Source organism: Mesorhizobium sp. BHbdii (assembly GCF_053848045.1).
Genome location: NZ_JBSPKX010000008.1, coordinates 85,506 through 106,917, shown reverse-complemented (window position 1 = coordinate 106,917; position 21,412 = coordinate 85,506). Strand labels below are relative to the sequence as shown.

Below are 21,412 nucleotides of genomic sequence, written 5' to 3'. Positions count from 1 at the left end.
TGCAGACTGCTCGACTGGAGGCGCGGTGCTGGACCAAAGGCAGATCGAACGGCGCGCAGCCGAGGCTGTAAATTCTGCCAACGTTCGGCAACCGCTCTATGCAGCGCGCAAGAAGATTTTCCCGAAGCGTGCTTCGGGCCGTTTCCGCCAGTTCAAATGGCTGGTCATGGTGATCACACTCGCCATCTATTATCTGACGCCATGGCTGCGATGGGATAGAGGCCCCTTCGCGCCGGACCAAGCCGTGCTGCTCGATCTCGCGAACCGGCGCTTCTACCTCTTCTTCATCGAAATCTGGCCGCAGGAATTTTATTACGTCGCGGGCCTTTTGATGCTGGCCGGCATCGGCCTTTTCATGGTCACGTCTACGGTCGGGCGGGCCTGGTGCGGGTACACCTGTCCGCAGACGGTCTGGGTCGACCTGTTCCTCTTCGTTGAACGCGCGATCGAAGGCGATCGCAATGCCCGCATAAGACTTGAAGCTGGTCCCTGGAGCGCGGGCAAATTGCTTCTGCGTGCGACCAAACATGCCGTGTGGCTGGTCATCGCAGTTGCCACGGGCGGGGCCTGGATCTTCTACTTTGCCGATGCCCCGAAGCTGTTCGGCGAAGTCGCCACAGGCACGGCGGCACCCGTCGCCTATGTCACCATCGCCATCCTGACCGGAACCACATACGTGTTTGGCGGGCTGATGCGCGAGCAGGTCTGCACCTATATGTGTCCCTGGCCACGCATCCAGGCCGCCATGCTCGACGAAAATTCGCTGACCGTGACATACAACGACTGGCGCGGCGAACCCCGTTGGCGCCATGCCAAGAAAGCCTTGGCCTCCGGACAGCCTGTCGGCGATTGCGTCGATTGCAATTCCTGCATGGCGGTCTGCCCGATGGGTATCGATATCCGGAATGGCCAGCAGATGGAGTGTATCACCTGCGCGCTCTGCATCGATGCCTGCGATGGCGTCATGGACAAGCTCGGCCGCGCGCGCGGGTTGATCTCCTACGCAACGCTGGCGGACTACAATGCCAACTTGGCACTGGCGACCGCCGGCGGCACCGGTGCCATCAACCCGGCGCTGATCAGGAACTCGAGCACCACCTTCGTCGACGGGGTCGCGCACTTCCATCTGCGAAAGATCTTCCGGTTGCGCACCTTCATCTATCTCGGGGCGTGGTTGGCGATCGGATTGGTGCTCATCACTTGGCTGCTCACGCGTGAGCGGCTGGAATTGAATGTCCTTCACGACCGCAATCCGCAATTTGTAACGCTTTCGGACGGCTCGATCCGCAACGGCTACATCGTCAAATTGCTCAACATGATCCCCCAGCCGAGGACGGTCGTGCTCACCCTGGAAGGGCTCGCCGGCGCGGAAATGAGTATCGTCGGTGTCGACCTTCCAGCCGGCCGCTCATTCGCCGTTCCAGTGGAGCCGGACCGGCTCACAATGCTCAAGGTTTTCGTCCGCCAACCGGCGGACCAAATCAACAAACCGGTGCAAAGCTTCAAGTTTCGGATTGGGGACGAGGCAAGCTCTGAATCGGCCGAGTACACCGCCAGCTTCAATGCGCCGGAGATCGCCAGATGAAAGCCAATACGCAAAGTAGACGCGAATTCACTGGCAAGCATATGCTCCTGACAGTTCTCGGTTTCTTTGGCATCGTGATCGGCGTCAACCTAACCATGGCAACGCTCGCCAGCACGAGTTGGACCGGCCTTGTGGTGGAGAACACATATGTGGCCAGCCAGCAGTTCAACGAAAAGGCCAGGGAAGGACAGGTACAAGCGGCACTTGGCTGGGAAGGCAGGTTGACCATAGTCTCCGGCGAGGTTCGCTACAGCGTTTCCGATGCTAAGGGCACAATGGTTCCGCTGCACGGCGTGCGGGTCCTGTTTCGGCACCCGGCCTACGACGCGCAGGACAGAGCTGTGACACTTGCCGCGGCGTCAGGTGGCCGTCCTGATAGCCTCGGGGAATTTGCCGCGCGTCATACACCGAAAGATGGGGTCTGGATCGTCGAGATCGACGCCGATGCGGGCCTTGCTCTGCCATTTCGTGATGTCCGCCGCATCATGATCTCGAAGGGGGCGCTGCGATGAGCTGCTGCGCGCCGGGCGCCGACGCGGCACTGGTCGTCGTCGACGCAGCATCCGCCCTGCCGTCAAGCGACGAGGTCAAACTGGCCAGCCGCAGTTTGGGCGGCGACACGCACCAGACCGATCTGTCGTTGCCGACAGTTCACTGCGCGGCCTGCATACACGCCATTGAGACGGCCTTGAGAAAGCTGGAGGGCATCGAAAGCGCTCGCGTAAATCTATCTACCAAACGTGTGTCGGTGCGATGGCATGGCGACCAGGTGCCACCGATTTTCGCTACGCTGGGACGGCTTGGCTTTCAGGCGCATCTGTTCGACCCGCAGACCGCCAAGGAGGACAAGACCTTGTCGGAGCTGATCCGGGCGGTTGCCGTTTCCGGCTTTGCCGCCGGCAATATCATGCTGCTCTCAGTGTCGGTTTGGTCCGGTGCGGAAGGAGCCACCCGCGACCTCTTCCATTGGGTTTCGGCGCTGATTGCAATCCCTGCCCTCGCCTTCGCCGGGGGCATCTATTTCCGTTCGGCGGGGAATGCGCTTCGCCATGGGCGGATGAACATGGACGTGCCGATCGCCGTCGGGATCTCACTCGCCTATGCCATGAGCCTCTACGAAACGATCACGCATGGTGAGCATGCCTATTTCGATGCGTCGGTGTCGCTGCTCTTTTTCCTGTTGATCGGTCGCACGCTGGACCATGTGATGCGTGAACGGGCACGCACCGCCGTGCGTGGGCTTTCGCGGCTAGCCGCACGCGGCGCTATCATCCTGCGCAGCGACAGGACCCGCGAATACCTGCCGGTCGGCGAGATCGAGCCGGGTATGGATCTGGTGATTGCAGCCGGAGAGCGCGTGCCCGTCGATGGCGACATCCTCAATGGCAGCTCGGATCTCGACTGCTCGCTCGTTTCCGGCGAAAGCACGCCGCGTACCGTTGGCCCGGGAGCACATATCCAGGCCGGCACGCTCAATCTCACTGGTTCGCTCACCATGCGGGCGACGGCGGCCGCGAAGGACTCGTTTCTCGCGGAAATGGTTCGGCTGATGGAAGCCGCCGAGGGCAGTCGTTCGCAGTACCGCAGGATTGCCGACCGCGTCTCTGCCCTCTACGCCCCGGTTGTGCATTTGGCCGCACTCGTGACCTTCCTTGGTTGGATGGCCGCATCGGGCGACTGGCGTCTGGCTATGACAACCGCAATCGCTGTTCTCATCATTACATGCCCATGCGCGCTCGGCCTTGCCGTGCCGATGGTGCAGGTGGTCGCGGCGCGGCGCTTGTTCGATGCCGGCGTCATGGTCAAGGATGGTTCGGCCATGGAACGGCTGGCGGCCATCGACATAGCCGTGTTCGACAAGACCGGAACGCTCACCCTTGGACGGCCGCGGCTTGTCAACGCGCCCTCCATCGATCCGGCCATGCTGGCGATCGCAGCCGGCATGGCCATGCATTCGCGCCATCCGTTCTCGACGGCGATCGCCGGTTTTTCAAGCTCTTCCAATCAGCCGAGGCTGGCTTCGATCAGCGAGCACCCGGGCTTCGGCATCGAGGCCACCACGGAGGCGAACACTTGGCGCCTGGGCCGACGGGGATGGGCCGAATGGAAGGCTGGGACCGGTGGGGACTGTAAGTTTGGCGGCTACGGCGGGACGGTGCTTTCGAGGAACGGCGTGATCGTCGCCTCGTTTGACTTTGAGGACGCCGCGCGCGCCGACGCCTGGACCGCGGTAAAGGAATTGAAGGATGCTGGCGTGTCCATCCAAATGCTGTCCGGGGATACCGCAAAGGCTTGCGGTGAGGTGGCCAAGTCCTTGAGCATCAGCAACTTCGTGCCCTCGCTTCTTCCTTCCGGCAAGGTGGAGCGCATCGAGGCGCTGACCAGGGCCGGCCACAAGGTCTTGATGGTAGGCGACGGGCTCAACGATACGCCGGCTCTGGCGGCTGCGCACGTCTCGATGGCTCCCGCAACCGCGGCCGATATCGGTCGCAATGCCGCCGATTTCGTTTTCCTGCGCGAGGGCCTTCTGGCGGTGCCTTTGGCATTGGATATTTCACGAAAGGCAGGCCGGCTGATCCGCCAGAACGTAGCCATTGCAATCGTCTACAACATCTTTGCCGTGCCGATCGCCATATCAGGGTACGTGACGCCGCTCCTCGCGGCGATCGCGATGTCCACCTCGTCACTGATCGTTGTCGGAAACGCCATGCGGCTTCACGCCTTCACGAAGCGTACGGGGCTTGGGAATGTTCTGCCCGAAAAGCGCGCACGGCCTGACATACTGGTCCAGTCCCGATGACGACCCTCGTCTATCTGATCCCCGTTGCGCTCTTTCTGGGCGCGCTTGGATTGGCCGGTTTCCTATGGGCTCTGCGTAGCGGCCAATACGAGGATCTCGACGGAGCGGCAGAGCGCATCCTGATCGACCGGGACGACAAGCCGGACGGTTTGACTGAACGCGCGACCATGTGGAAGTGGAATTCGAGCGGCGGATCGCCGCGAGCGTAGCGGCCCAACTGGGAATTGGAGTTCACCTGTCGCCAAGCATACGAGCTGGATTGCGGGTAGTATCTGCAGACCTCAGCCGTTGCGAAACGTATAGCCGTAACCGTTGATTGCCGGCGCCCCGCCGAGATGGACGTAGAGGACATTCGAACCTTCTGGAAAGAAACCTTTCTGGACGAGATCGATCATGCCTTGCATCGATTTGCCCTCGTAGACGGGATCTGTAATCATACCCTCGAGGCGGGCACACAGACGGATGGCTTGCTTTGTTTCCTCCGACGGGATGCCATAATACGGGTATGCGTACTCCTTGAGCAGCACCACGTCATCCTCTGTGAATTCCGTGCCAAGGTCGACGAGCTTCGCAGTATCATTGGCAATTGCTAGCACCTGTGCGCTGGTCTGCTCGGGGGTTGCGGAGGCATCGATGCCGAGCACGTTGCGCTGTCGGCCGTCTTGAGCAAAGCCGACGATCATGCCGGCTTGCGTCGAGCCGGTGACCGTGCATGCGACGATATAGTCGAAGGCAAATCCAAGCTGCTTCTCTTGCGCGCGCACCTCCTCCGCGAACCGGATGTAGCCAAGGCCGCCATATTTGTGAACGGAGCCCCCAGCCGGTATCGCGTAGGGTCTGCCGCCCCTTGCCTTGACTTCATCGAGTGCCTCTTCCCAACTGCGGCGGATGCCGATGTCAAAGCCCTGGTCGACCAGCCGCACCTCTGCTCCCATGATGCGGCTCAAGAGAATGTTGCCGACCCGGTCGTAGACGACATCCTCATGCGGCACCCAGCTCTCCTGAACCAGGAGGCATTTCATGCCGATCTTGGCGGCGACCGCAGCGACCATGCGTGTGTGGTTGGACTGGACGCCGCCGATAGAGACAAGCGTGTCGGCATTTGACGCGATCGCGTCAGGGATGATGTATTCGAGCTTGCGGAGCTTGTTTCCGCCGAATGCGAGACCTGAGTTGCAGTCCTCGCGTTTGGCGTAGATGTCCACCTTTCCCCCCAGATGTTGGCCGAGTCGGTCGAGCTTCTCGATCGGGGTTGGGCCAAAGGTGAGCGGGTGGCGTTCGAATTTCTCCAGCATGTTTTCTCCGGCGGTTTATGATTGAGCTAACACTGCTATCCACAAGTCCTTCCAAGCGTCGGACTCGTTTTCGGGTCAGTTGCGCCCCTCGACATCCAAAGAGAACCCGTCGTTGATTTCATCTCATTGGCGGGCGAAACGAGGCGAGGCGCACGCGGTGCTGCGACATCCGATCGTCCTCACGGCAGGTTGGCGACTGGCGCCGAACTTCCCGGTCGCCATCGCAATGCTTGGCCTTTTGTGCAGCGCTCGCCAGACTGCCAGACCGCCAGATCAGAAAGAGCACGCTTGCGAAATAGCCTGCCTGGAGAACCAGCGCACCAGAGTCTTGACCATTGCCGCTCGTATGGAGTGCGAGACGAAGTGAATAATGAGAGCATTGGTGGGCAGGACCAACGCCATGACGCGGTAAAACATCCTGAGAGGCACGGACGTCTCCTGGCTTGTTCGTCAGTCATTCTGCGGGGTGTCGGCCGCAAGATGGGTCTGGCAGTTCTTCGGACAGACGCGGGCGCAGGCTCCGCAGCCGATACAGCGGCCGGCATGATCGACGACCATGATCATGCGATTGAGTTCGCCTTCGAAGTCGTCCTCGTCGTCACAAATGCCGAGGATTTCACCCGCGTCGTCGACGCCGTAAAGGTGCATGACTTCGCGCGAGCACACCTTGAAGCAGCGGCCGCACCCGATGCAGGTCGCGCCGTCGATAGCGGTCAGATAATCGGGCATCCATCTGGAGCCGTCGCGGGTAACGAACGGGCTGGTCATCGTGACTTCTCCAACGCGGCGAGTTCTCTCTTTGCAGCATCCAACTCCGCAAAAACGTCGAACGTTTTCTCGGCGACGGTCTTTATCTTGCGCCAGCCGACCGGGAGGTCCTCGGCAAGGCCGTGCAAGTCCGACATGACTTCCTTCCTACCAACCGGTTGCACTGCGCGCGCTGGCGGTGACTCTTCGGCTGACCTCCAGCCGAACCGTTCCGGCGAGGCTCGATTACTTCGTGCGACAACAGCCTCATCGCGCCACAAACAGCGGCAATGGCGGCTTCTCAGCTATCCATCTGGTCACACCGCCGAAGATCCGCGCACGCAGCGGCCGCTGGCCATAAGCGCCCATGACGACCATGTCGGCGGACGTGTCGATCGCATGCTGCGTGAGGACTGTGGTCAGCGACTGGCCGGCGCTCGGCAGCCGGTCGATAGCTGCCCGAATACTGTGTCGGGCGAGGTAGGTCTCGATGTACATTCGCTGCCCGGTGCCGTTGCCGTTCCCGGTTGCCTCCTGATCGACCAGTGCGACACGAACTTCCTCTGCACCCGATAGCAGATGCAGCGCTGCCCGAACCGCACGCGACGTCTCCGCTCGTGAATCCCAGCCGATCAGCATGCGCCGCGGCCGCAGAGAGGCCTTGGCGCCTTGCGGAACAACAAGCACCGGCTTTCCCGATTCCACCAGACTGGCATCAATAGCAAGTGGTCCGAGATCGTCGTCGTTGAGGAGTGAGGGTCCGATGACTGTCAGGTCTGCATAGAGCGCCCGCTGCCGCACCACGTCACCGACACAGGCCTGGTCGCAATAGTCGGTGTCCACCTCACAGGGAGCCCTCATGGCTTCCAGCAGTGTCTTGATTTCGCTGGGCCGTTTTTCCAGTCTGGCGATATCCTGTGAAACGGTATCGATTTCGCGAATTCGTCTCTCCAGTCTGACCACGTCTGATGTGTGCTCAGGGTAGACGCCTGCGCCGATCGGCCGACGCCTGGCAAATTTTATGATCAGTACAGACAGACGTGCGCCAACCTCGGCACACAGCTCGGCGGCGGTTCTGACGTCCTGATCGGAGTGCTCAACTTCCGTCACACAAAGCACGGTTTTAAAAGCCATTTGACTGCTTCTTTCCAAGTATTCTTGTAGTGCGCGCGTTCGAAGCCGCACCTGCCCAGCAGGTGGGACAATGGGCGGTGGTCACCGTATTGGTTTCATTGTGTGCCGCCCTGCTCATCGAGAGCGTAGCCGGCCAGTTCGTTGTCTCGCTTGGGTTGGCACAGATGGTCGACCTGCAGCACCCTCGAATTCCCTCCCAGTTCCGGCAAGGTCTGAGCGTTGCATCACGCCCGGGCCGCGTCGGGATAGATTTCGATAGCCGAGATTGCATCATCGACCAGTTTCGTACCGGCCTCAGCAAGCTTCCGAAACGTCTCGAAGCCGAACCGGTGGACGTCGCGCAGCGTCTTCGACAAAACCACCAATCGCCCGGCCGTGAGAAGCACGCGCCCAAAGCCCTCGTGACTAATTTTCATCATGGGCGATGCCATCAGGCCGGAGCGCTCCTCGATCGCGAGCCCGACAGCGGCGTAGTAAATATCCAGTCTCCACAGCACGTCTGGATCAGGATCGCCGATGATTGGCATTTCACGACGCTTTTCCTTGGTGACAATGAAGTCGGCCAGCAGCTCCGGGTCCGGTTTGCCTTCCCATGAGCCGTAAGAGTCCTGTGCGCGAACCAGCCGCACGAGGCACTTGACGAAAGGCGTGGCAAGCGCCGCCTCGACCTCTTTGACATCAGCGATGACCGCCGCATCAGCCATTGCGCATCTCCTCGTTCAATCTTCGTCATCCTTGAAGGACGGTTTCTTTCGGGGAACGCCCGCGTCCGCTAATACCTTGCGCAGCCACGGCGGAGGAGCCTTCCTGAGCATCTCCTGGGTTCGCGACAGGACGCTAGCGATAGGTTCGGGGTGCTGCACTTTGATCGGATGGATTTTTGCTGCAACGAGCCTGGCTGCGGCGGGCCCGCCGATCGCCAGACAAAACAATAGATGGCAGCCTTTCAACGCCAACACTTTTGGGCCGATGCGGTCATCGCCATCGGTTCGATGCGTTCCGCTTTCGTCGGAAACGTCATCGAACGCCACTGCTTCCACGAAATTCCACTCGGCGGGCGTCACGTCGTAGACGGCAAAGCGTTTGGCCGATCCGAAATGGGCGTTAAGCACTTTCAGGTCTTGCGTGGCGATCGCCACGCGTAATGCCCCGGCTTGCCTTTCCGGCGGCAAGGCGTGGACCTCGTCAGTGACGAGCGAGAGGCGACGAAGCGAGGTCATCTGGGATTTCTCGGTTTCGGAATGGATCAAGGGTCTCAGGGCTCGGCGCATGCTGGTTAGCCTGGAAGATGTTGGCGACCCTGAAGATCAGGTCGCGCGTCCCCTGATAGAGGATTGTGGGCTTGTGCTGGCTGCCGAGACGATCGAAGATGGGGAAGCCGACGCGCATGAGCGGAATGCCGAGGCGCTCTGCCGCCTGGCGCCCGTGGGAATGGGTGACAAGAAGGTTAGTGCCAGCAGCAAGGGTTTCCAGATCTCCGAGATCGCCGACCTGGACCGATTGCGCGGGAATTTTCTCGAGAATCTTTGACCTATCGGCCGTGGTCACCGCCGCCGCGATTTCGGCGCCCATACCGGCGAAAAAGGTCGCCAGTTGGTAGAGCTGGTCTGGTTCGGCAGCGATCGCAATTTTCTTGCCGCCGAAATGGAAATGTCCGTCGAGCAAGGCATCCTGCAATTGAGCCCGACGACGGCGTATCTTGGCCGGCACCGCGGCGCCCGAAATCAACGAAAGGAGCGAGACAAGCCGATCGGCGGCCTTCAATCCGGTTAGGGAGTGGAACAGCATATAAGGCACTCCTGTCAGCCGCTGCAGCGCGTCCGCCGAGCAGCGCATGTGCTCGCCAATGGCGATGCAATGGGCCGCTGTGCCAAGCTCGCGAATGTCCTCGACGCCGGTGCCGCCATAGGTGGTGGGAATCCAGCGGTCCGGTACCGTACCATCGAGCGAGCCGGAGACGTCCGGCAGGATCACCGGCTCGAGGCCGAAGCTTTCCACCGTCTCGCGCAAGTGCTCGATGTCGGCCACGGTGAGGTTCCAGCCGGGCAGGATCGCGATCTTCTTGGACTGCCGCACCTGCTCGCCGGGCCGTGTAATGCCTTCGATCATCGCGGTGACAGCCTTGGCCCAGCCCTCTTCGATCGCGCCGTCGAAATCCGGCGTGTTGGCCAGCATGACCTCCGTACCGGCGAGTTCTTCCGCGTGGTCGAGCTTGATTTTCGCAATGTCGCCTGCGAAATCTTCGCCACGGGTTTCTACCAGTGCCGTGGTGCAGACCCCGATCAGCTTTGGCTTGGTGCGGGTCTTGAGGTTAAGGATCGCCTCTTCGAGATGGTCCGCCCCGCCGAGGATCGTCGCCAATTCGTCCATTGCCGTTGTTTGCAAGGGGACCGCTTCCTTGAAATGCCGCACGAAGAGCACCAAAGCGAAGCTGGTGCAGCCTTGGCTGCCGTGGAAAAGCGGAACCGCACCATCCACTCCGAGGAAGGCGAACGCGGCACCCAGCGGCTGTGACGACTTCAGCGGATTGACCGCGGCCGATTTTGTCTGGGGAATAATGCTGGCCATCGGTTTGCTCAACCCTGGCCCGCGGCCTTGGAGTTCCCCGGGAATTTCCCACGCGCGCTGTCGGTCGTGCCGGCGCTTGTTATGCTCGTCAGTTCATCCCACAGGGCAGGATGGCTATCCCACGGTGCCGGCTCGCGCACCTGGCGCCAGATTGGATTGTGAATGGCGAGGTCGATCTGGCGTATGAGCTCAACCATGCCGTCGTAACCGGCATAGGGGTGGTGACGCTCCTGGTTGATGTCGAGCCAGGGTGTCTTTGCCTTCAGCGCGACGAATTGCGTGCGCCCGCCCGACAGCATGATGTCGGCCTTGCGCTGTGAGAGCATGGCGTAAAGTTCGCGCGGTGCCACGGACTCGAAGATCTGGTTCTCTTGCTTTAGCGTCTGTCTGATGCGCTCCTTGTCTTCAACGGTCGATTTCTTGACCGAGGTCCCGACGATCTCGATGCCGGTCTCCATCAGCGCATCGACGAGCGACCAGGACTTGACACCGCCGGTATTGAGCAGCACGCGCTTGCCTTCGAGCCTTGGGCGATAGGCGGCGAGCTTCTTCCAAGCAAGCGCCTCCTCCTGTGCAATCAGCGCCTCGGTGCGGTCGACGAGCGCCGGATCGGCCCCCTTCCTGACGAGCAGATCAGCGATGTTGCGAAGTGCTTGCGAGGTGGCGGTGATGCCGTAGAAGGAACCCTCGAAGAAGGGGATGTCCCAGCGCTCTTCCATCTTGCGGGCGAGATTGATGAGAGCGGTTGAGCAGACCATCATCGCTGCTCGGGCGCGGTGCGCGCAGGCGATATCGAGGTAGCGTGCATCGCCCGGAATGCAGGCGCGCACGCGGATGCCCAGTCGATCAAGGAGTGGCTTTACCTGCCAGAACTCCCCAGAGAGATTGAACTCACCGATGATGTTGATATCGCAAGGGCCGGCATCATCGGGCTCTGCGGTACCGATGACGTGGTCGAGCAACGCCTCGCCTGCGAGTTTGTTGCCGAGATTTTTAGAGCCGACGAAGCCCGGCGCATTGATCGGCACCACGGGCAAGCCGAACTTTGCCGCCGCATGCTTGCAGACGGCATCGATGTCATCGCCGATCAGCCCGGTCACGCAGGTTGAATAGACGAAGATCGCCGCCGGCGCATAAGCTTGGCTGATCTCGCGAATGGCCTTGAAAAGCTTGCGCTCGCCCTGCCCCATTACGACGTCGAGTTCGGTGAGATCGGTCGTGAAGCTTGTGCGCCACAAGGCCGACCCGGATGACGTCGCGCCCCGATTGTCCCAGGAGTTGCCCTCGCAGGCGAGCGGCGCGTGGATCAGATGCGCCACGTCGGTGATGGGCTGCAACGCAATCTTGGCACCGTCGAAGGCGCAGCCTCCGGCTGCAGCTCCCGGCGTCAGCGGCTTGGAACAGCCCACTTTGCGCGTTTTGGCATCCTTGCCCTGGTTCTTCTCGCAAGCGGGCTCGCTGAAGGCATCCCGCAGTTTGGCATTGGGCAAGAACATTGCGCCGGTCTCCAAAAGTCCGTCCGGAATAGCGGCCAGCCCCGGTGGCTGGCCGCTGCTTTAGCGGGTCAAGTCGAAGGAATAGTCCGTCACGCCCGTCTCGATCGTCTCTCGGTCGAGCTTGTCGAAGATCTTGTCGAGGATCGTCGTCAGCACGCGCAGTCCACCCTGATAGCCTATGAGCGGGAAACGGTGGTGATGATGACGGTCGAAGATCGGGAACATCAGTCGGATCAGCGGCGTGCCCGTGTCGCGCTCCAGATACTTGCCGTAAGAATTGCCGATCAGCAGGTCCACCGGTTCTGTAAAGAGCAGAGAGCGCATCGCCCATAGGTCCTTGCCCGCCCAGACCTGGGCGTCCTTGCCAAAGGAGGAGGCTGCGAGCAGCCTCTTCATCTCAGTTTCCCAGGCACTGGTGCCGTTGGTAGCCAAGCAGTGGGTCGGCTCGCCGCCTGTCTCCATGACGAAGCGGGCCATGGCGTGGACGAAGTCCGGGTCACCATAGATGGCGTATTTTTTCCCGTGCAGCCACGACTGGCTGTCGGCCATCGCATCCACCAGGCGGCCACGTTCGAGGCGGATCGCCTCCGGGATTTCCTTGCCGGATATCTCCGACACCCTCATCAGGAGCTCGTCGGTGGCCTCGACTCCGACGGGATAGTGGAAGGAGGCCGTTGTCTGCCCGACCTCCTGGCAATATTCCAGCGTCTTGCGGGTGTTGTAGTGTTGCAGCGACAGCGTTGCCTCGGCGTTGAGTGCCGCTTTCACGTCCTCGATCTTGGTGCCGCCGTCATACATGCGAAATTCGCCATCCGACGGCGTGTCGTACTGGTCGGAGGCGTCCTGGATGAACGTATAGGACACACCCATCAGGTCCAGCAGACGCTTAAGCTCGCGATTGTTGCCGACGCAGAAGCCGTCGAAACCGGGAATGATGTTTACCGTGTTGGCGACTGCGGAGCGTTGCTTCCCCTTCCAGAAGTTTTCCAATACACCTTTGACCATAACATCATAGCCGTCGACATGGCTGCCGACGAAGGCTGGGGTGTGTGCGTAAGGCACTTCGAAGTCCTGCGGGACTGAGCCTTCCTTTCTGGCATTTTCGATGAACGAATGTAGATCGTCGCCGATGACCTCTGCCATGCAAGTGGTGGAGACCGCGATCATCTTCGGCTCGTAGAGTTTGTAGGTGTTGGCGAGCCCGTCGATCATGTTCTTCAGGCCGCCAAACACCGCTGCGTCTTCGGTCATGGAGGACGAGACCGCCGACGCCGGCTCCTTGAAGTGGCGTGACAGGTGCGAACGATAGTAGGCCACGCATCCCTGGCTGCCGTGGACGAACGACATCGTGCGTTCGAAACCCGCGGCGGCGAACACCGCGCCAAGTGGCTGGCAGGCCTTGGCGGGATTCACGACCAGCGCTTCGCGAGCGAGGTTTTTGTCCCGGTATTCCCAGGTTTTGGTGAATTCGCTTTGGTCGGTGACGATCTGGTCCGGATGCGGACATTCAAAATTCAGCTTCTTTGCGGCCAGCATCTGTCTGTATTCCGTCTCACGGAACAGAGGAGCATGATCGAGAACTTTTTCGGCCGACTGCGGCATGGGTACCTCTTTTGATCTGGCGGCGCCATCCGGCGGCACAGGGACGTAAGGATGTTCGGGCCTCCCGCGGGTCAAGGACCGCAGGCGCTCGAGGCCTCGCAGGCGATGCGAAGCAAGGTTTTTATTCGGCTGCGATGGCCGCGGCCGCGGGTTTGTTCTTCCAGGGCGCGTCGTAGAGGTCCCAGACCGGGTTGTTGATGGCCAAGTCCATGTCGCGGGCGAAGATGGCGAAGCCGTCATACCCATGATAGGGACCGGAATAGTCCCAGGAGTGCATTTGGCGGAATGGTATTCCCATCTTCTGGACCGGGTACTTTTCCTTGATGCCGGAGCCGACGAGATCAGGACGGATCCCCTCGATGAACTTCTCCAGTTCGTAACCGGTCACGTCGTCATAGATCAGCGTGCCCTCTTGCACGTAATGACCGGTGCGCTGATAGTCGTCGTTGTGCCCGAATTCGTAGCCTGTGCCGACGATCTCCATGCCGAGGTCTTCGTAGGCGGAGATCACGTGCCGCGGGCGCAGGCCACCGACGTAGAGCATGACCGTCCTGCCCTCCAGGCGCGGCCAATACTTGTCGATGACCGCATCCACCAGCGGGCGGTATTTGGCAATCACGTACTCGGTTTTCTCCTGGATCTCCGGCCCGAAATGCTTGGCGATGGTGCGCATCGAGGACTCGATCTGGGAGGGTCCGAAGAAATTGTACTCCATCCAGGGGATGCCGTATTTTTCTTCCATGTGTCGGCAGATATAGTTCATCGATCGATAGCAATGGATGAGGTTGAGCTTGGCTTTCGGCGCGCGCTCGATTTCGGCGAGCGTAGCGTCACCTGACCAGTTGCCGACCACGCGCAGACCCATCTCCTCGAGCAGGATACGCGACGCCCAGGCATCACCGCCAATATTGTAGTCGCCGATGACGTTGACATCGTAAGGACCTGGCTCGAACTCAACGTCCTTCTTCTCAAAGACCCAGTCGCGAATTGCGTCATTGGCAATGTGATGGCCGAGCGACTGCGAGACCCCGCGGAATCCCTCGCAGCGCACCGGCACGATGGTCTTTTCGTGCTGCTTGGCCTTCTTGCGCGAGACCGCCTCGATGTCGTCTCCGATCAACCCGATCGGGCATTCCGACTGGATGCTAATGCCCTTGTTCAGCGGGAAAAGCTCTTCGATCTCGTCGATGATCTTTTCCAGCTTCTTATCGCCGCCGAAGACGATATCCTTTTCCTGAAAGTCGGAAGTGAACTGCATCGTGACGAAACTGTCGATGCTCGTGGTGCCGACATAGTAGTTGCGGCGCTGCGACCAGGAATATTGGCCACACCCGACGGGCCCATGCGAGATGTGGACCATGTCCTTCACCGGTCCCCACACCACGCCTTTGGAACCGGCATAGGCACAGCCCCGGATCGTCATGACACCGGGAATGGACTTGATGTTCGATTTGACGTCGCATTCGGAGAGAGCCTCCGCCTCTCCGGCAACCTCTTGGCTGCTGGTAGCGACGCCCAGGTGTTTCTTGCGCCGCTTTGCCGTCTTGTCTGGATATCGCGATAGCACTTCCTCAATGAGCTTGGTGTGCAAGGCGCCGTCATTTTGGGAGTCAAGGCTCATAAAGCTGCCCTTTTTGAGGTTCTTCGGCTGGCGCCTGGTCTTTTAGACGCCTGTTCGGTGAAGGCGCCGGAATGCCCGGCGCCCTGGGCGGGACTATTGAGCGGCCGCAGGTGTGGCTTCCTTTGCGGCAAGTTCCGCAAGCATCTGCTCCTCCGTCTTCATAATGCCGAAGTCGAGCAGCATGTCTTCCAGCTCTTCCATGGTGATCGGAGTCGGGACGGTACCTTGACCGCCATTGGCATGGATTTTTTCGGCAAGCGCGCGGTATTCCCCGGCCTGCTTGGAGTCCGGCGCATATTGGATCACCGTCATCTTGCGCAGTTCGGCGTGCTGGACGATGTTGTCGCGCGGCACGAAGTGGATGAGCTTGGAATTCAGCTTTTTAGAGAGAGCCTCGGCCAGATCGAGTTCGCGGTCGGTCTGGCGCTCGTTGCAGATCAGACCGCCGAGACGCACGCCTCCCGAATGGGCATATTTCAAAATACCCTTGGCGATGTTGTTGGCAGCATAGAGCGCCATCATCTCACCGGACATGACGATGTAAATTTCCTGTGCCTTATTCTCGCGGATAGGCATTGCGAAGCCGCCGCACACAACGTCACCAAGCACGTCGTACGAGACGTAGTCCACGTCTTCGTAGGCGCCGTTCTCCTCTAGAAAATTGATGGAAGTGATGACACCGCGGCCTGCGCAACCGACGCCCGGCTCGGGTCCACCGGATTCGACACACTTGATGTCCTTGTAACCGATCTTCAGCACGTCTTGGAGTTCGAGATCTTCGACGGACCCTTCCTGTGCGGCGAGGTGGAGCACGGTGTCTTGCGCCTTGGCGTTAAGGATGAGACGGGTAGAGTCGGCCTTAGGGTCGCAGCCTACGATGAGAATCCTCTGCCCGAGGTCGACCAGGGCAGCGAGCGTGTTTTGGGAGGTAGTAGACTTCCCGATGCCCCCCTTTCCGTAGAATGCGATCTGACGCAAACGCGACATGTAGCTTTCCTTCCTTGTTCCATCTATTGGGCCAATACGCGAATGACCGGTCGGCAGATCATGCCGCTCCCAAGAGGATCAAAACTCGTGCCAACCTGCCTGGACCGACCTGAAAGAAAAAATTACTAGCTGTTTTCAGCTGCTTAGCCTCATGCAGACGGCTGATTGGTTAAATACCCATGTCGCGGATCCGACAAAGCCTACAGAGGCGTCGATTGGTTATGTCGAGAGTGGCCCATAGCCACAGCTCCGCAATCGACTAACCCTTGACCATGGCCACGTGGATGACGCCGTTCATACAGCCATCGTGAGAGACGACCGCCTCTACCAAAACCGCCAGTGGCCGGCGCGAGAGAGCCCGCGTCCGACCTGGGTGCTGCCGTCGGCGCCACCAGCAGGATCATCGGCTGCATAGGCGCTGGCATCCAAGCTGTCATCGCCTGTTGCCGCGGCCGTTGCTGGAGGCGAGTGGTCGTGACTTCGGACGCAAACGATTTCGCTCTCAGATGTGACCCCAGCAAGCGCATCGCGGTGGGTTCAGGCAGATGAAATCGTAGTTGTCCTTTACAGCATGACCATCTGCTTCGGTTGTGGCGTTATGGCCTATCATCGTGGGTTGGAGCCCTGGCCGTTACCGGAGCCGATTGATCGATTAGGGACACAAACGATTTCGCTGTCACAAATAAATCCAGCAAGCCAATCGCGGTCGCTACCAGCAGAATGGTCCTCTTCATTTCTGTCTCCACTGATCAATTTGGGAGCGGCAGATCGAGTCGAAGCCACTCTGCGGCTTTTGAGCCGCAGGGTGGGGGCGGGTCGATTTAATGAACCTATGCACCGCTGCTGACGACATCCTGACGGAGCAGCCATCACGGGCCAGGCAGATCGGCGTAGATGCTGATTGATCTCGGCCATCAGCATGGCCAACGGCAAGGTCTCATTCCTATGGAGAGGCCAACACCGCTCAGAACCGAGGATCGGTGCACTTCGTTAGCCGTAGGAGGCATAGGAGTCTTTGGCCGGCCATAAGGTAATTGGTCGCATCGCGGGTGGCATCTTGGCGGCCGTCGCTTGGTGCCGTGATTGCCGTGGGTGCCGTGGGTGCCGTGGGTGCCGTGGGTGCCGTGGGTGCCGGAGCCGAGCGGTCGTTGACTTCGGACGCAAACGATTTCGCCGTCATAAACACAGCGAGCAAGCCAATCGCGGTGGCAGCCAGCAGGAAGGACCTCTTCATTTCTACTCCGTAATCAATTCGGGATCAAAGTCACCCTGCCGGCTTTGACTCGCAGGCGGATCACAAGGGCCCCGATAGAGGTCATTGCTGACGACAGCCTGACGAACCGGCGCCATTACGCCGAAGGTTGAAACTGGTTTCCGATTCCAAATGCCGTGAAAGCGGGGGCGCGCTTTGTCGAACCAAGAGCGACGTTGTTTGAAAAGGATCCCGACCGAACCGCGGCCTGAAGCGATATGCTGGCAGCATCGACAAGCGTCCGGTGACGATCTCCGATGGCGAACAGCGCCACGCCAATGCAGTCTAATTCAAACCAGGCCGCTGCGAATTTGAAACCACGGTGTGACCAAGCGATTTGTTGACCGCCGGGATGATCTTGTCCCCCCAGAGATCGAGCTGGCGCAGCATCGTGTTGTGGTCGAAATCTCCCAATTGGGTCTGAATCGCGATCTGGTCCGGTTTCAGGATGTTTATCTCTTCCAGTAGGCGATCGATCACGCGATTCACGCTGCCGATCGCCAAGTTCTCGCGCATATTCTCGAAGGACAGATCCTGCTGCGTAGGTGTTTCCTGCAGCAGGTAGCCGTCCTGGCTCTGCTGGCGGCGCTGATGCAGTGCTTCAGATAGCCGGCGCTGGAAACGGGCATTGTCGAGATAGCTGTTGATTTCCGCGGCGTTGTCGCTGGCATAGCAGCAGCGCAGCAGCGATATCCTCGAGTGCGCGACGTTCTTAGCCTCGGAAGCCGCCGCCTTCTCGATGCTTTCGCGCAGCATGCGCATGGTCTCCAAGCCGTTGTGGAATGCTGTGACAAAAAGATTGTGTCCCTCACGATACGCCCGGCCCATGCTGCGCGCGGATCCGGCGGCGATCCAGATCGGCGGGGTCGGCTTCTGAAGGGTGCGTACGGAGATCGCCGTCGGCGGTATCTTCTCATACTGGCCATTGTGTTCGAAGATCTTCTGGTTGAGGCCCTTGAGTAGAATCGCCAAATATTCAGAAAATACAGCCGCCGCCTCATTGACATCGACGCCGAAACGCTCGAACTCGAACTGCTGGTACCCCGAGCCGACTCCGAGTTCGAGGCGGCCGTTCGAAACGACGTCGGCGAAGCCGATCTCGGAGAGCAGGCGCTGTGGCTGATGGAGCGGGAGAACGCAGACGCCAGTGCCGAGCCGAATGGTGTTCGTCATGCCGGCGCAGTGCGCCACCATCATCAAGGGCGACGGAATCAGGCTGTAATTATTGAAGTGGTGCTCGGCGAACCAGGCGGTGTTGAATTGAGCCTGCTCCGAAACCACCGCCTGTTCGATGGAGTTGCGGATCACACTGCTGGACGATTGATGATAGCCGCGTTGAGCGGCCAGGATGAATGTCGCGAATTCCATGGTGGTTCCTTGTTTCACGGAGGTTGGCTGAGCGGGGGATGCTTGAGACGTGTGTCGACGGCGTTGGCCGCGGGGTCGATGCTGTCTTCGTGGTGGCTCAGTCCACCACGATTGCGGCAAGCCGCTTCCGGTTCGGCGATCGCAGCCGCGCCCGGAAGGTTGGCGCTAATGCGGCCTCGCCTTGCGCCGCGCTTCCGTGCACCAGCCGCAGCCCGCCAGCTCAGTCGACAATCATTCCAAGTCCTCGGTTGCCTCCTGATCGCGTTCGCTGGCGAATCCTGCAGCGCCGAACGAAGTCCAACCGCCGTCCACGTAGAGGATCGAGCCGTTGATGTATGAAGCGTCTGGCGAAGCGAGGAACAGCACTGCGTCCGCGACCTCCTCCGCCTCTCCCATCCTGCCCATCGGGATGCGCCGGCTGATCGCTTTCGGGTCGATGCTGCTGCCAGGCGTGCGGATGTAGCCAGGAGCGACGGTGGCCGTCCGAATGCCGTCCGGACCCAGTTCGGCCGCCATGCACCGGGTCAGGATTTCCAACCCCGCCTTGGATGCCGCATGTGCATGGCGCGGTGCCAAGGGCAGAGAGGTGTTGAACGGTGCAATATGAAGGACCATGCCTCCGGGGCGCATCATCTTGATCGCCTCACGCGCGCAAGTGAGGGCGCCGGTAAGAGTCACATCAAGAACGTGTTCGGTCTGTGCCGGCATTTGGTCGACCGCCGACATGTCGGCAACAACAGCACTGTTGACGAGGACCTCCAACCGGCCGAAGCGCCCCCTCAATTCGTCGAACAGCGCCACCACGTCGCTTTCGACGTTCAGGTTCACGGCTTTCGCGACATGCTCGCCGCCGAGCGATCGAGCGAGTTCTGTCGCGGCAGTGCGATCTCTGTCGGCAATCACTACGGTGTCCCCGTTCGCGGCAAAGCGACGAACGACGGCCGCGCCTATGCCCTTTGCCCCGCCCGTGACAAGCACGGTCCGCGCGCCGGTGTGCTCGGCTGGACGGGAGAGTTCGGCTCCTGGCGTCCCATCCACCGGCGGATGTGCATCGCCCGGCTGGTTGAAGGACATCCAACCACCATCAACCGTCAGCACCGAACCGGTGATGTAACTCGCTTGCGGGCTGGCCAGAAATCGTACGGCCCGGGCGACCTCGTCGGGGCGCCCCACGCGCCCCATCGGCACGCGGCGGCGCACCGCCGCCAGGTCCGCTTTGCCGTCACGTTCAAGTGCCGCAGTCATCGAAGTGCGCACATAGCCCGGTGCTACCGCCGTCACGCGAATGCCCCGCGAAGCCCACTCGCACGCCAAAGATTTCGTGAAGGAGATCAGGCCAGCTTTCGACGCAGCGTAGACATGGCGCTTGGGATTGCTGACCAAGCCCGATATCGAGGCGACGTTGACGATGACAGCGCACGGCTGCATCCGCCTCGCTGCTTCGCGGGCCATGACGAAGGGCCCGATCAGGTTTACCGCCAGGGTGCGTCGGAAGGACTCGATACTGGTGTCGACAGTCGCGTCCACGGTGGGCCCAATACCCGCGTTGTTGACGAGTACGCTGATCCGCGCGAACTGTGCTTCGACCCGGCGGTAAAGCGCAAGGATGTCGTCTTCTTTCGAGACATCGTACTCGAGGCCGAGATGCGGGCGGCCGAGACCGCGGGCCAGTTCAAGCACCCCCCTGCCGGGAAGGTCTACTGCAACGACGACGTCTCCATCCGCGGCAAGCGTATCGGCCAGGACACGGCCGATCCCGCCTGCAGCGCCTGTTATGATCACGATGCGTCCTGCCAGCGGCTTCATGAGAGCTTCGCTGCCATCACCGCCCACCGATCTCGGCCCTGCGACGCCATGTGACGGAAGGATCGACGCCGCACAGCAGCACGTCCTGGTGACAGTTCATTTCCGCCCCAAGTGGGCCAGGTCCGCTCTGGGTCACCCATTATCTCCGCAGCATGGCAAGCGGACAGGCCTCCGCCGGAAGAGGGGATGGGACATTGCAGCACAGTCCTAGTTTTTCGCCTCCGCCGCAGCGCGCGGCGAGCGCGTAGACCGGGTCGACTGGATGCGGTGCTCCGACCGGCTGCCGGGGCCCGAACCGCTCTGGCTCGAAGCCCGCCGGCGGGATCTGCTCCTCCTGCCAGTCGTAGACCACCGTCCGTTCGGCAATCCGCCACGCCCCTTCCCGCTTCTGAAACACATCGCAATAGCGGCCGCAGAGAAGCTCCTGGCGTATTTCGCCGGCCTTGTCGGGTCCGCGTTGAAGCGCGGTGAAATAGCTCTCGACGGCGGCCTTAGCCGGGCTGATGAAATCGATCAGGATGTTCGTGACCTGATGGACGTAGCGCGGTCGGGTCTTGAAGGTATCCAGCGCAAACTGGATGAACCCCTCGGCCGGGCCGCAATAGGCACCATGATTGTCATGCGCATCGGGCCAGTACGCGCTGCGCAGTGCCGCCTCGTCGGCGCGGTCTATTCCGCGGCAGTACCGATAAAGGCAATCGCGGATGGCCTCCCGGTCGAGCAGTTCGATAACTTTTGCGTGGTCCATTGCTTTGTCCCAAGTTCTAAGTTGGAAGAGGCGTTTTGGCGCATTCAGTTGCGCAACAACGATTGTTCGGCGCTCGACCGACACGGTGGACCGCCCCTCGCCTGGCTGTTTGCGTGTCTTGGGCGCGGCCTGATGCGGCCAAGCCGCGACACGCCCGATGACAAAGACGGTCACCAATCGGCTGCGGCCGTGCCATCGATTTCCAGTGCACGTTCGGGGCAGGATCGCGCGCCCCTTGCCGCCAGCGGTTCGTCTCCAACTGCCACCTTGATGTCACCGGGCAGGATGTAGCCCTCGTCATCAAGCGTGAAGACGTCCGGTGCTTGTGCCCAGCATCGCGCGTGCCCCTGGCACTTGGCCTTGTCGACGATGATGCGCATGGCACGAGCTCCATATTTGTTCT

The 21,412-nt window shown here is 60.6% G+C and carries 17 protein-coding genes and 2 pseudogenes; 4 read left to right on the top strand and 15 right to left on the bottom strand.

The features are described from left to right. Positions 1 to 25: 25 nt before the first annotated feature. The 4 genes and pseudogenes from ccoG to ccoS form a co-directional block, all read left to right on the top strand. Positions 26 to 1,585, top strand: a complete 1,560-nt coding sequence (gene ccoG / locus ACWTU8_RS28270; RefSeq protein ID WP_455850716.1) for a cytochrome c oxidase accessory protein CcoG — start codon at positions 26 to 28, stop codon at positions 1,583 to 1,585. Beyond that, complete coding sequence (locus ACWTU8_RS28265; RefSeq protein WP_455850715.1) at positions 1,582 to 2,097, top strand: FixH family protein; 516 nt, start codon at positions 1,582 to 1,584, stop codon at positions 2,095 to 2,097. The genes ccoG and ACWTU8_RS28265 overlap by 4 nt, the downstream gene beginning before the upstream one ends. Next, the gene (locus ACWTU8_RS28260) at positions 2,094 to 4,385 is read left to right on the top strand and encodes a cation-translocating P-type ATPase (protein WP_455850714.1); all 2,292 of its coding nucleotides are present in this window, start codon (positions 2,094 to 2,096) and stop codon (positions 4,383 to 4,385) included. The genes ACWTU8_RS28265 and ACWTU8_RS28260 overlap by 4 nt, the downstream gene beginning before the upstream one ends. Further along, positions 4,382 to 4,531 (top strand): annotated as a pseudogene (ccoS, locus tag ACWTU8_RS28255) (cbb3-type cytochrome oxidase assembly protein CcoS); the annotation flags it as partial. The gene ACWTU8_RS28260 and the pseudogene ccoS, both read left to right, overlap by 4 nt. A gap of 135 nt (positions 4,532 to 4,666) precedes the next feature. On the opposite strand, the gene ACWTU8_RS28250 reads toward ccoS, so the two are convergent. The 15 genes and pseudogenes from ACWTU8_RS28250 to ACWTU8_RS28180 all read right to left on the bottom strand — a co-directional run bounded on the left by ACWTU8_RS28250 (position 4,667) and on the right by ACWTU8_RS28180 (position 21,389). Next, a complete protein-coding gene (locus tag ACWTU8_RS28250) occupies positions 4,667 to 5,680 on the bottom strand; it encodes a 1-aminocyclopropane-1-carboxylate deaminase (protein ID WP_455850713.1) in 1,014 nt (337 codons plus the stop codon). 450 nt (positions 5,681 to 6,130) lie between these two features. Continuing rightward, positions 6,131 to 6,448, bottom strand: coding sequence for a ferredoxin III, nif-specific (gene fdxB, locus ACWTU8_RS28245; RefSeq protein WP_455850712.1), 318 nt, complete (start codon positions 6,446 to 6,448; stop codon positions 6,131 to 6,133). Continuing rightward, positions 6,445 to 6,579, bottom strand: a pseudogene (locus ACWTU8_RS28240) (CCE_0567 family metalloprotein); the annotation flags it as partial. The pseudogene ACWTU8_RS28240 and the gene fdxB, both read right to left, overlap by 4 nt. 115 nt (positions 6,580 to 6,694) lie before the next feature. Further along, positions 6,695 to 7,579 (bottom strand): universal stress protein, encoded by an 885-nt coding sequence (locus tag ACWTU8_RS28235; protein ID WP_455850711.1) that lies wholly within the window; start codon positions 7,577 to 7,579, stop codon positions 6,695 to 6,697. Between the two features lie 206 nt (positions 7,580 to 7,785). Beyond that, positions 7,786 to 8,265 carry a NifX-associated nitrogen fixation protein gene (locus ACWTU8_RS28230; RefSeq protein WP_027155254.1) on the bottom strand — a complete coding sequence of 160 codons (480 nt, stop codon included), beginning with the start codon at positions 8,263 to 8,265 and terminating at the stop codon, positions 7,786 to 7,788. Positions 8,266 to 8,280: 15 nt separating this feature from the next. Further along, the gene (gene nifX, locus ACWTU8_RS28225) at positions 8,281 to 8,781 is read right to left on the bottom strand and encodes a nitrogen fixation protein NifX (protein ID WP_455850762.1); all 501 of its coding nucleotides are present in this window, start codon (positions 8,779 to 8,781) and stop codon (positions 8,281 to 8,283) included. Continuing rightward, entirely contained in the window at positions 8,747 to 10,129 is a 1,383-nt protein-coding gene (nifN, locus tag ACWTU8_RS28220) for a nitrogenase iron-molybdenum cofactor biosynthesis protein NifN (RefSeq protein WP_455850710.1), read from the bottom strand. The genes nifX and nifN overlap by 35 nt, the downstream gene beginning before the upstream one ends. An 8-nt stretch (positions 10,130 to 10,137) precedes the next feature. Continuing rightward, on the bottom strand, positions 10,138 to 11,625 hold the full coding sequence (gene nifE / locus ACWTU8_RS28215; RefSeq protein WP_455850709.1) for a nitrogenase iron-molybdenum cofactor biosynthesis protein NifE: 1,488 nt from the start codon (positions 11,623 to 11,625) through the stop codon (positions 10,138 to 10,140). Between the two features lie 60 nt (positions 11,626 to 11,685). Next, the gene (gene nifK, locus ACWTU8_RS28210; protein WP_455850708.1) at positions 11,686 to 13,227 is read right to left on the bottom strand and encodes a nitrogenase molybdenum-iron protein subunit beta; all 1,542 of its coding nucleotides are present in this window, start codon (positions 13,225 to 13,227) and stop codon (positions 11,686 to 11,688) included. A gap of 121 nt (positions 13,228 to 13,348) precedes the next feature. After that, positions 13,349 to 14,848: a nitrogenase molybdenum-iron protein alpha chain gene (gene nifD, locus ACWTU8_RS28205; protein WP_027155259.1), complete on the bottom strand. Its 1,500-nt coding sequence runs from the start codon at positions 14,846 to 14,848 to the stop codon at positions 13,349 to 13,351. A 93-nt stretch (positions 14,849 to 14,941) separates the two neighbouring features. After that, positions 14,942 to 15,835 (bottom strand): nitrogenase iron protein, encoded by an 894-nt coding sequence (gene nifH, locus ACWTU8_RS28200; protein WP_027155260.1) that lies wholly within the window; start codon positions 15,833 to 15,835, stop codon positions 14,942 to 14,944. 1,537 nt (positions 15,836 to 17,372) lie between these two features. Beyond that, positions 17,373 to 18,455: an LLM class flavin-dependent oxidoreductase gene (locus tag ACWTU8_RS28195; RefSeq protein ID WP_455850707.1), complete on the bottom strand. Its 1,083-nt coding sequence runs from the start codon at positions 18,453 to 18,455 to the stop codon at positions 17,373 to 17,375. A 231-nt stretch (positions 18,456 to 18,686) separates the two neighbouring features. After that, positions 18,687 to 20,261, bottom strand: a complete 1,575-nt coding sequence (locus ACWTU8_RS28190) for an SDR family oxidoreductase (RefSeq protein ID WP_455850706.1) — start codon at positions 20,259 to 20,261, stop codon at positions 18,687 to 18,689. A gap of 139 nt (positions 20,262 to 20,400) precedes the next feature. Then, a complete protein-coding gene (locus ACWTU8_RS28185) occupies positions 20,401 to 21,009 on the bottom strand; it encodes a nuclear transport factor 2 family protein (RefSeq protein WP_084646907.1) in 609 nt (202 codons plus the stop codon). A 170-nt stretch (positions 21,010 to 21,179) separates the two neighbouring features. After that, complete coding sequence (locus ACWTU8_RS28180; RefSeq protein WP_455850705.1) at positions 21,180 to 21,389, bottom strand: ferredoxin; 210 nt, start codon at positions 21,387 to 21,389, stop codon at positions 21,180 to 21,182. Between the last annotated feature and the right edge of the window lie 23 nt (positions 21,390 to 21,412).

Excerpts from the sequence above, each read along its gene's own strand:
- ACWTU8_RS28265 (WP_455850715.1), top strand. The coding sequence starts at position 1,582 with ATGAAAGCCAATACGCAAAGTAGACGCGAATTCACTGGCAAGCATATG.
- ACWTU8_RS28260 (WP_455850714.1), top strand. The coding sequence starts at position 2,094 with ATGAGCTGCTGCGCGCCGGGCGCCGACGCGGCACTGGTCGTCGTCGAC.
- ACWTU8_RS28250 (WP_455850713.1), bottom strand. The coding sequence starts at position 5,680 with ATGCTGGAGAAATTCGAACGCCACCCGCTCACCTTTGGCCCAACCCCG.
- fdxB (WP_455850712.1), bottom strand. The coding sequence starts at position 6,448 with ATGACCAGCCCGTTCGTTACCCGCGACGGCTCCAGATGGATGCCCGAT.
- ACWTU8_RS28230 (WP_027155254.1), bottom strand. The coding sequence starts at position 8,265 with ATGGCTGATGCGGCGGTCATCGCTGATGTCAAAGAGGTCGAGGCGGCG.
- nifX (WP_455850762.1), bottom strand. The coding sequence starts at position 8,781 with ATGACCTCGCTTCGTCGCCTCTCGCTCGTCACTGACGAGGTCCACGCC.
- nifN (WP_455850710.1), bottom strand. The coding sequence starts at position 10,129 with ATGGCCAGCATTATTCCCCAGACAAAATCGGCCGCGGTCAATCCGCTG.
- nifE (WP_455850709.1), bottom strand. The coding sequence starts at position 11,625 with ATGTTCTTGCCCAATGCCAAACTGCGGGATGCCTTCAGCGAGCCCGCT.
- nifK (WP_455850708.1), bottom strand. The coding sequence starts at position 13,227 with ATGCCGCAGTCGGCCGAAAAAGTTCTCGATCATGCTCCTCTGTTCCGT.
- nifD (WP_027155259.1), bottom strand. The coding sequence starts at position 14,848 with ATGAGCCTTGACTCCCAAAATGACGGCGCCTTGCACACCAAGCTCATT.
- nifH (WP_027155260.1), bottom strand. The coding sequence starts at position 15,835 with ATGTCGCGTTTGCGTCAGATCGCATTCTACGGAAAGGGGGGCATCGGG.
- ACWTU8_RS28195 (WP_455850707.1), bottom strand. The coding sequence starts at position 18,455 with ATGGAATTCGCGACATTCATCCTGGCCGCTCAACGCGGCTATCATCAA.
- ACWTU8_RS28190 (WP_455850706.1), bottom strand. The coding sequence starts at position 20,261 with ATGAAGCCGCTGGCAGGACGCATCGTGATCATAACAGGCGCTGCAGGC.
- ACWTU8_RS28185 (WP_084646907.1), bottom strand. The coding sequence starts at position 21,009 with ATGGACCACGCAAAAGTTATCGAACTGCTCGACCGGGAGGCCATCCGC.
- ACWTU8_RS28180 (WP_455850705.1), bottom strand. The coding sequence starts at position 21,389 with ATGCGCATCATCGTCGACAAGGCCAAGTGCCAGGGGCACGCGCGATGC.